The 8,347-nt window shown below is 73.9% G+C and carries 7 protein-coding genes; 4 read left to right on the plus strand and 3 right to left on the minus strand.

Translation table 11 applies throughout. From position 1 onward, the window contains the following. On the plus strand, positions 1–909 hold a 909-nt coding region (locus tag ABZ914_RS41115), incomplete at its 5' end, for a dihydrolipoamide acetyltransferase family protein (protein WP_500200058.1). Between the two features lie 30 nt (positions 910–939). On the opposite strand, the gene ABZ914_RS41120 is transcribed toward ABZ914_RS41115, so the two are convergent. Beyond that, the gene (locus ABZ914_RS41120) at positions 940–2,064 is read right to left on the minus strand and encodes an NAD(P)/FAD-dependent oxidoreductase (protein ID WP_500200060.1); all 1,125 of its coding nucleotides are present in this window, start codon (positions 2,062–2,064) and stop codon (positions 940–942) included. 52 nt (positions 2,065–2,116) lie between these two features. Then, positions 2,117–2,977, minus strand: a complete 861-nt coding sequence (locus ABZ914_RS41125; RefSeq protein ID WP_500200062.1) for an LLM class F420-dependent oxidoreductase — start codon at positions 2,975–2,977, stop codon at positions 2,117–2,119. Positions 2,978–3,191: 214 nt separating this feature from the next. Between ABZ914_RS41125 and ctaD the strand changes: the two genes are divergently transcribed. Continuing rightward, positions 3,192–4,880: an aa3-type cytochrome oxidase subunit I gene (gene ctaD, locus ABZ914_RS41130; protein ID WP_500200064.1), complete on the plus strand. Its 1,689-nt coding sequence runs from the start codon at positions 3,192–3,194 to the stop codon at positions 4,878–4,880. Positions 4,881–4,969: 89 nt separating this feature from the next. Here the strand turns inward: ctaD and ABZ914_RS41135 are convergent, their stop codons facing one another. After that, positions 4,970–6,415, minus strand: coding sequence for an MFS transporter (locus ABZ914_RS41135; protein WP_500200066.1), 1,446 nt, complete (start codon positions 6,413–6,415; stop codon positions 4,970–4,972). 163 nt (positions 6,416–6,578) lie between these two features. Between ABZ914_RS41135 and ABZ914_RS41140 the strand changes: the two genes are divergently transcribed. Beyond that, positions 6,579–7,034: a MarR family winged helix-turn-helix transcriptional regulator gene (locus ABZ914_RS41140; protein WP_387019761.1), complete on the plus strand. Its 456-nt coding sequence runs from the start codon at positions 6,579–6,581 to the stop codon at positions 7,032–7,034. An 89-nt stretch (positions 7,035–7,123) separates the two neighbouring features. Next, positions 7,124–8,347 (plus strand): alpha/beta hydrolase domain-containing protein (locus ABZ914_RS41145; protein ID WP_500200067.1); only part of this gene is annotated, 1,224 nt, incomplete at its 3' end.

Here is an 8,347-nt window from a genome sequence, read left to right on the forward strand (position 1 = left end):
GCGCCGCGGGTGATCTCGCCGCTGGTCCGCAGGATCGCGCGCGAGCACGGCGTGGACATCGCCGCCGTCGTCCCGACCGGCCCGCGCGGCGTCATCCTGCGCCGCGACGTCGAGCAGGCCATCGCCGCCGCGGCCCCCAGGGAGCCGGTGGCCGCAGAGCCGGTGGCGACAGAGCGGGCGGCCGCAGAGCGGGCGGCCACGGCGGCGCCCGGACTCGTGGACGAGCGCATCCCGCTGCGCGGCCTGCGCCGGGCGGTGGCCGACAAGCTCACCCGCAGCCGCGCCGAGATCCCCGACGCCACCACCTGGGTGGACGTCGACGCCACCGCCCTGCTCGACGTGAAGGACGCGCTGCGCCGGACCCGCCCGGACCTCGGCATCGGGGTGCTCGCGCTGCTCGCCCGGATCTGCGTGTCCGGGCTGCGCCGGTTCCCCGAGCTGAACTCCTCGGTCGACACCGGCCGCGCCGAGATCGTCCGGCACGGGCGGGTGAACCTCGGCTTCGCCGCGCAGACCGACCGGGGGCTGGTCGTGCCGGTCGTGCGGGACGCGCACCTGATGACGACCGGGGACCTCGCCGCCGAGCTGGCCCGGCTCACCGGCCTCGCCCGCGCCGGGAAGCTGCCGCCCGAGGCGCTGACCGGCGGCACGTTCACGCTCAACAACTACGGGGTGTTCGGCGTGGACGGCTCGACGCCCATCATCAACCACCCCGAGGCGGCGCTGCTCGGCGTCGGCCGGATCGTCGACCGGCCCTGGGTCCACGGCGGCGCCGTCGTGCCGCGCAAGGTCGCCCAGCTGTCCCTCACCTTCGACCACCGGGTCTGCGACGGCGGCGCCGCGGGCGGGTTCCTGCGCTACGTGGCCGACTGCGTGGAGGACCCGGCCGTCCTCATCGCGCACACCTGATCCGGACCGGCCGGGATCGCGGACGCCTCGCTAGCCCCGCGATCCCGGCCGGTACGGTTCCAGCGCCTCGGCGGGACGGCCGTGGACCTCCTGCGCGACCAGTCCGGCGAGGTGCGGGGCGAGCGTGATGCCGCTGTGCGTCACGACCGTGTACAGGCCGGGGAGGTGCGGGCCGACGAGCGGGTAGCCGTCCACGGGCAGCGGCCGCACGCACCGGCGCACTGCGGCGACGTCCGCGTTCAGGCCGGGGATCAGGGCCCGGCCCCGGGCGAGGAGTTCGGCGCCGGCGGCCTCGATCCGCTCCGCCGGGACCGTGTCGTCGATGCCGGCGTCGATGTCGTCGGCTTCGAGGACGAGGCCCCCGTCCTCCGCCGGCCGGGCCGACAGCGCGGGGCCGTGCACGAGCCCGTTGACCGCGCCGGGAGCCGGGGTCGTCGTGGCGACCAGGCAGGGCGCGGCCGAGCCGGGCCGTGACGGGTCGACCAGCGGCAGCGCGATCCCGGCGGTGGCCAGCAGCGCGGGGGCGTGCCGTCCGGCGGCGCAGACGGTGAGGTCGGCGTCCAGGTCCCGGCCGTCGTCGAGGCGCGCGCCGGTGACGCGGCCGCCGTCGAGGTTGAGGCGGACCGCGCGGCGGCCGGTGACGATCCGCGCACCCGCCTCCTCCGCCCGCCCGGCGAGGGCCCGCGCCGCCGGGCCGCCGTGCACGAAGCCCTCGTCGGGGTAGTGCGCGATGAGCGCGTCGCCCGGCACGCGGACGGAGGGTTCCAGCTCGCGCAGCCGGTCGGGGCCGATCAGGCGGGCGGCGTAGCCGAGACGGGCCAGGTCGTCGACGCGCGCGGCCAGCCGCGCCTTGGCGTCCTCGGACGCCGCCCACGCGGTGTTGCCCGCCGGCCGGTACCAGGACGGCCCGCCGAACCCGGCGGCCAGGTCGCGCCAGGCGCGCAGCGCGGCCGTACGGAACCGGTGGTACGCGGGGTCGGCGGGATCGTTGGCGTTGAGCCACGCGTAGCTGGTGCCGGACGTCCCCGCGCCGGGCCGCAGCTCCTCGACGACCGTCACCGCGTCGCCCGCGCCACGCCCGCCGTCCGCCGGGCGGGCGAGCCGGTCGGCCAGCGCGGCCCCGACGATCCCCGCGCCGATCACGAGTATCCGCATCACTCCAGCCTGACAGCCCGCCCGCCCGGCGCCAAGGACGGACCGGACCGCGCTAGCGCAGCGCGGGGGCCAGGCGCCGCCACTCCTCGCGCGGGAACGCGTTGCCGTCCGCCGTGAGCACCTGCACGCAGACGTGGTCGGCGCCGGCCGCGCGGTGCTCGTCGACCCGGCGCCGGACCGCCTCCTCGTCGCCCCAGGCGATCACGGCGTCGAACAGCCGGTCGCTCACCGTGTCGACGTCCTCCTGCGTGAACCCGATCCGCAGCAGGTTGCCCGCGTAGTTCGGCAGGCCGAGGTAGGAGCGCAGCCAGTCCGTCCCGATCTCGCGCGCCTCGTCCCGCGTCGAGCAGAGGATCACCGTCTGCTCCGGGAGCACGAGCGGGCCGTCGCCCACGGCCTCGCGGGCGATCCGGGTGTGCTCGGGCGGGACGAGGTACGGGTGGGCGCCCCGGGCCCGCTTCGCCGCCGTCTCCAGCATGCGGGGCCCGAGCGCGGCGAGCACCCGGCCCTCCCGGGGGACGGGCCGCTCGGCCGCGTCGAGGCCATCGAGGAAGGCGGACATCGCCGCGAGCGGCCGGCGGTACCGGCCGGGCTCCGCGGAGTCCACCAGCGGGGCGTGGCTGACCCCGATGCCCATCAGGAAGCGGTCGCCGTGCTCGGCCGACAGCGCCGCGAACGCGGCGGCGGCGTCCTCGGGCGCGTGCATCCAGAGGTTCAGGATGCCGGTCGCGACGACCGCGCGGCGGGTCGCCCCGAGGAGGTTCCCGACGGCGTCGAACACCGGTCCCCCGATGTCGGGGACCCACATCGCGCTGTACCCCAGCTCCTCCAGCTCGGCGGCGGCCTCCGCCGCCTCGGCGGCGTCCCCGTAGCGCAGCTGCTGGCTCCACACACCGACACCGGACAGATCCACGGCGCCCTCCCTCCCGGTCGTGCCGCACGGTCGGGCGGGGCCGCCCGCCGTCCGGCCGGTCGTCCTTGATCTTCAAGGAGAGCGTATCGGGCACGCGGCGGACGGTGGCCGGACGCGGCCGCGGCATGACGATGATCAGGGCGCGAGGGGCGTTTGACGTGGGCTTTCTCCGGCTAGTGCCCGGTGTAGGCAGGCCAGCGGGAGGGGGACCCGGATGACGGCGGTCGAGGAGGCGGCCGACACCAGCGCCGGGGAGGCGCTGGAACGGCACAGCCTCGGGACGAGGATCGGGAACGTCCTGGCGACGACCGACCACAAGACGGTGGGCTACCTGTACCTGTCGACGTCGTTCGCGATGTTCCTGATCGCCGGGCTGATGGCGATGCTGATGCGGGCCGAGCTGCTGCAACCGGGCCTGCAGGTGATGGACGCCCTGCAGTACAACCAGCTCTTCACGATGCACGGCACGATCATGCTGCTGCTGTTCGCGACGCCGCTGTTCCTCGGGTTCGCCAACGTGATCATGCCGCTGCAGATCGGCGCGCCGGACGTGGCGTTCCCGCGGCTGAACGCGCTGACCTACTACTTCTTCCTGTTCGGCGCGATCATCGTGCTGGCGGGCTTCCTGATGCCGGGCGGCGCGGCCGACTACGGGTGGTTCGCCTACTCGCCGCTGACCTCGCCGACGTTCTCGCCCGGCCTGGGCAAGGACATGTGGGCCATGGGGCTGATCCTGTCGGGCGTCGGGACGACCCTGACGGGGGTCAACCTGATCACCACCATCATCACGATGCGGGCCCCCGGCATGCTGATGTTCCGGATGCCGATCTTCACCTGGAACGTCCTGCTGACCAGCCTGATGGTCATCATCGCGTTCCCGGTGCTCGCCGCCGCGCTGTTCGCGCTGGAGGCGGACCGCAAGCTCGGCGCGCACGTCTACGACGGGGCGAACGGGGGCGCGCTGCTGTGGCAGCACCTGTTCTGGTTCTTCGGCCATCCCGAGGTCTACATCGTGGCGCTGCCGTTCTTCGGCATCGTCACCGAGATCATCCCGGTGTTCGCCCGCAAGCCGATCTTCGGCTACCTCGGCATGGTCGCCGCCACCATCAGCATCACCGGGCTGTCGATGACCGTCTGGGCGCACCACATGTTCGCCACCGGGCAGGTGCTGCTGCCGTTCTTCTCGATCACCTCGTTCATGATCGCGGTGCCGACCGGCATCAAGTTCTTCAACTGGGTCGGCACGATGTGGAAGGGCGAGATCTCCCTGCGGACGCCGATGCTGTGGGCGATCGGGTTCCTGGTGACGTTCCTGTTCGGCGGCCTCACCGGGGTGATCCTGGCGTCGCCGGCCATGGACTTCCACCTCACCGACTCGTTCTTCGTCGTCGCGCACATGCACTACGTGCTGTTCGGGACCGTGGTGTTCGCGATGTTCGGCGGGTTCTACTTCTGGTGGCCGAAGATGACCGGCAAGATGCTCGACGAGACCTGGGGCAAGATCCACTTCTGGACGCTGTTCGTCGGCTTCCACACCACCTTCCTCGTGCAGCACTGGCTCGGCGCCGAAGGCATGCCGCGCCGCTACGCCGACTACTCGAAGCAGTTCGCGACGCTGAACCTCGTCTCGTCGATCGGCGCGTTCATCCTCGGCGCGTCCACCTTCGCGTTCCTGTGGAACATCTACCGGACGCACCGGCGCGGCGAACCCGTCGGGGTGGACGATCCGTGGGGCTTCGGCAATTCGCTGGAGTGGGCGACCTCGTGCCCGCCGCCCCGCCACAACTTCGTGGCGATGCCGCGGATCCGCTCGATGCGGCCGGCGTTCGACCTGCGCTACCCGCCCCTGGAGCCGCCGGAGGAGGCGGAGATCGCCACGCCCCCGCCGTCCGGCCGCTCGTAGCGGCCCCGGCGGCGCGCCCGAGACGGAACGGCCTCGGGGCGGGCGCGACGATGCGCGCCCGCCCCGAGGCGTTCCCGTGGAGGGGCCGGTCAGGCCACCGGCTCGGTGGACGGCTCGGCGTGCGCGGCGTCCCTGGCGGCGGCGGCCGCGCGGCGGCCCGGGATCGTCATGGCGATCAGCGCGGCGAGGACCGCGACGCCGCAGCCGATCGCGAGGCCGGTGCGGAAGCCGTTCTCCGAGGGCAGCGCGTGCCCGCCGAGGCTGATCGTCATCTGCGACAGCACGGCCCCGACGACGGCGGCGGAGACCGACGTGCCGATCGAGCGCATCAGCGTGTTGAAGCTGTTCGCCGAGCCGGTCTCCGAGCGCGGCACCGCGCTCATGATGAGGGCGGGCATCGCGCCGTAGGCCAGCCCGACGCCGCCGCCGCAGATCGCGGTGAAGATCATCAGGCCCCAGGCGTGCCCCAGCAGGACCTGCGACGACCCGTACCCGGCCGCGACCACCAGGGCCCCGCAGATCAGGGTGACCTTGGGGCCGCGGGCGGCCGACAGCCGCGCGCCGAGCGGGGACACCGCCATCATCACCAGGCCGGACGGGACCATCCACAGCCCCGCGGCCACCATCGACTGGCCGAGCCCGTACCCGGTCTGCTCGGGCAGCTGGAGGAGCTGCGGAGCGATCAGCGACTGGGCGTACATGGAGAAGCCGACCACGACCGACGCGGCGTTGGTGAGCAGCACCTGCGGCCGCGCGGTGACGCGCAGGTCGACGAGCGGGTCGCCGCTGCGCAGTTCCCACCAGCCCCAGGCGAGCAGGACGACCACGGCGGCGGCGAAGAGGCCGACGGTGGTGCCGCTCGCCCAGCCCCAGTCGGCGCCCTTGGACACGGCCAGCAGGAGGCACACCAGCCCGGCGCCGAGCCCGACCGCGCCGGGGGCGTCGAAGCGGCCCTCGGCCTGCGCGGGCACGGCGGGCACCAGCAGCCAGATCAGCACGGCGACGAGGACGCTCAGCGCAGCCGACCCCCAGAACAGCACGCGCCAGTTGGTGTTCTCCGCGACCAGCGCGGCGATCGGCAGCCCGAACGCGCCGCCGATGCCCATCGAGGAGCTCATCAGCGCGATGGACGAGCCGAGCCGCTCGGGCGGCAGCAGGTCGCGCAGCGCGCTGATGCCGAGCGGGATCATGCCCATGCCGAGGCCCTGCATCCCGCGGCCGATGATCATCGGCCAGAGCGAGCTCGACAGCGCGCAGAGCACCGAGCCGGCGATCAGCGGCACCATGCAGGCCAGCATCAGCCTGCGCTTGCCGTACAGGTCGCCGAGCCGGCCGATCATCGGCATCGCGACCGCGGAGGCCAGCAGGGTGCCGGTGATCACCCAGGTCGCGTTGGACGCCGTCGTGTGCAGCAGCTTCGGCAGATCGGCGATCAGCGGCACCACCAGCGTCTGCATGAACGCGGCGACGATGCCCGCGACGGCCAGCACCGCGACGATGCCGTTCGGGCGGACGGTGGGACCGGAGTCGTCCACGTGGGTCTCCTCTTCGGGGAACGGATCGGCTTCGGGAACGGATCAGCGTATGCACGATACATACGATGTGCTGGATGCACAAAGTGTGTATCGCGCATATCCGCTGTGATAAGCAGGAGACGCACCCGGAGGGCCGATCCCGGGGGCACGGATCGGAGGCACCATGGACGAACCGACGCACCGGGTCGAGTACGAGACCATGCTGCTCGGGCGGCACAGCCTGGAGTTCGCGGGCGGCTCCGCCCGCGCGGCCGGGCACCTGGAGCGCAGCGCCTACATCCTGCTCAGCCGCATCCGGGTCGAGGGGCCGATGTCGATCCGCCAGCTGAGCGAGGCGTTCGGCCTGGACCAGTCCACGCTGAACCGGCAGACCTCCGCCATGGTGCGCTCCGGGCTCGCCGAGCGCATCCCCGACCCCGAGGGCGGCATCGCCCGCAAGTTCCGCATCACCGCCGAGGGCGAGCGCCGGCTGGAGGAGGAGCGCGCCCGGATCGTCGCGAGCCTGGACAAGATCATGGCCGACTGGCCGCCGGAGGACGTGCGGACCTTCGCCGACTGCCTCAAGCGGTTCAACACCGACATCGAGCGGCTGAGCGGACGTCCCTGGCCCCGCCCCTGACACTCCCCGCCCCTGACGCTCGCTCCCCCGCCCCCGACGCTCCCCGCCGCCGGCCCGCGCCTCCCAGGGCGAGAAAGGACACCGAAGGAATGGACGTCCGGCTCGTGGACGGCCCCCCGTCCCTGATCTCCACGCTCTTCGACCTCGGCGAGCACGGGTACACGACGGCGGAGTTCTTCGCCTCCGGCGAGGCCACCGCCTATGAGCCCGCCGGCGCGACCGGCGACGACGGCGCGTGGCCCGTCCGTCCGGGCCGTCGCGCGCCCTTCACGACGCGCCTGGTGGTGCACCGCCCGGCCGATCCGGCGGCGTTCGGCGGGACGGTCGTCGTCGAATGGCTCAACGTCTCGTCCGGCGCGGACGCCCCGGCGTGCTGGCTGACGACGCACCGGCAGCTCGTCCGGGACGGCGCCGCCTGGATCGGCGTCTCCGCGCAGCGGGACTCCATCGACGGCGAGTCGCTGTTCTCGCGCTTGAGCGCCGCGGAGGGCGACTTCTCCTCCATCACGCTTCCGCCGCTGAAGAGGACCGACCCGGAGCGGTACGCGTCCCTCGACCATCCGGGCAACGCGTTCTCGTTCGACGTCTTCGCGCAGGTCGGACGGCTCGCGCGGGAGGAGGGCGGCCTGCTCGGGCCGCTCCGCGCGTCCCGCGTGCTCGCCGCGGGCCAGTCGCAGTCGGCCGCGCACCTCGTCACGTTCGTCAACGCGGTCGCGCCCGTCGCGGGCGGTTACGACGGCTACCTGATCCACGGCCGCGCGGGAGGCCCGGCGCTCTTGGACGGGGCCCGCTGGGAGACGCGCGCGGGGCGCGTCCGGATCCGCACCGACGCCGACGCGCCCGTCATCACGGTGCAGAGCGAGACGGACGTGGCGGGGCTGCTGCGGTCGGCGGGATCGCGGCAGCCGGACGGCGAGCGGTTCCGGCTCTGGGAGGTCGCGGGCGCCGCGCACGCCGACACCTACACGATCGACGCCGCGTTCCGCGACTCCGGGCGGCGCCGCCCGGACGAGCTGGCGGCGATGCTGGCGCCGCGCTCCGCACCGCTCGGCGCCGCGTTCCCGCTGCCGATCAACTCCGGCCCGCAGCAGCACTACGTCGCGCAGGCGGCGATCGCCGCGCTGGACCGCTGGGTGCGCACGGGCGCTCCCCCGGCGTCCGCCGGCCGCCTCGACCTGGAGCCGGGCGAACCGGTGCGGCTGAGGACGGACGGGCACGGCATCGCGACCGGCGGCGTGCGGACGCCGTGGGTGGACGTCCCCGTCGCGGTGCTCTCCGGCCTCGGCCAGGAGGCGGCGCCGGGCGCCGCGCGG

The organism is Spirillospora sp. NPDC046719, assembly GCF_040645715.1.
In the GTDB taxonomy this organism is placed as follows: Bacteria; Actinomycetota; Actinomycetes; order Streptosporangiales; family Streptosporangiaceae; genus Spirillospora.

Excerpts from the sequence above, each read along its gene's own strand:
- ABZ914_RS41120 (WP_500200060.1), bottom strand. The coding sequence starts at position 2,064 with ATGCGGATACTCGTGATCGGCGCGGGGATCGTCGGGGCCGCGCTGGCC.
- ctaD (WP_500200064.1), top strand. The coding sequence starts at position 3,192 with ATGACGGCGGTCGAGGAGGCGGCCGACACCAGCGCCGGGGAGGCGCTG.
- ABZ914_RS41140 (WP_387019761.1), top strand. The coding sequence starts at position 6,579 with ATGGACGAACCGACGCACCGGGTCGAGTACGAGACCATGCTGCTCGGG.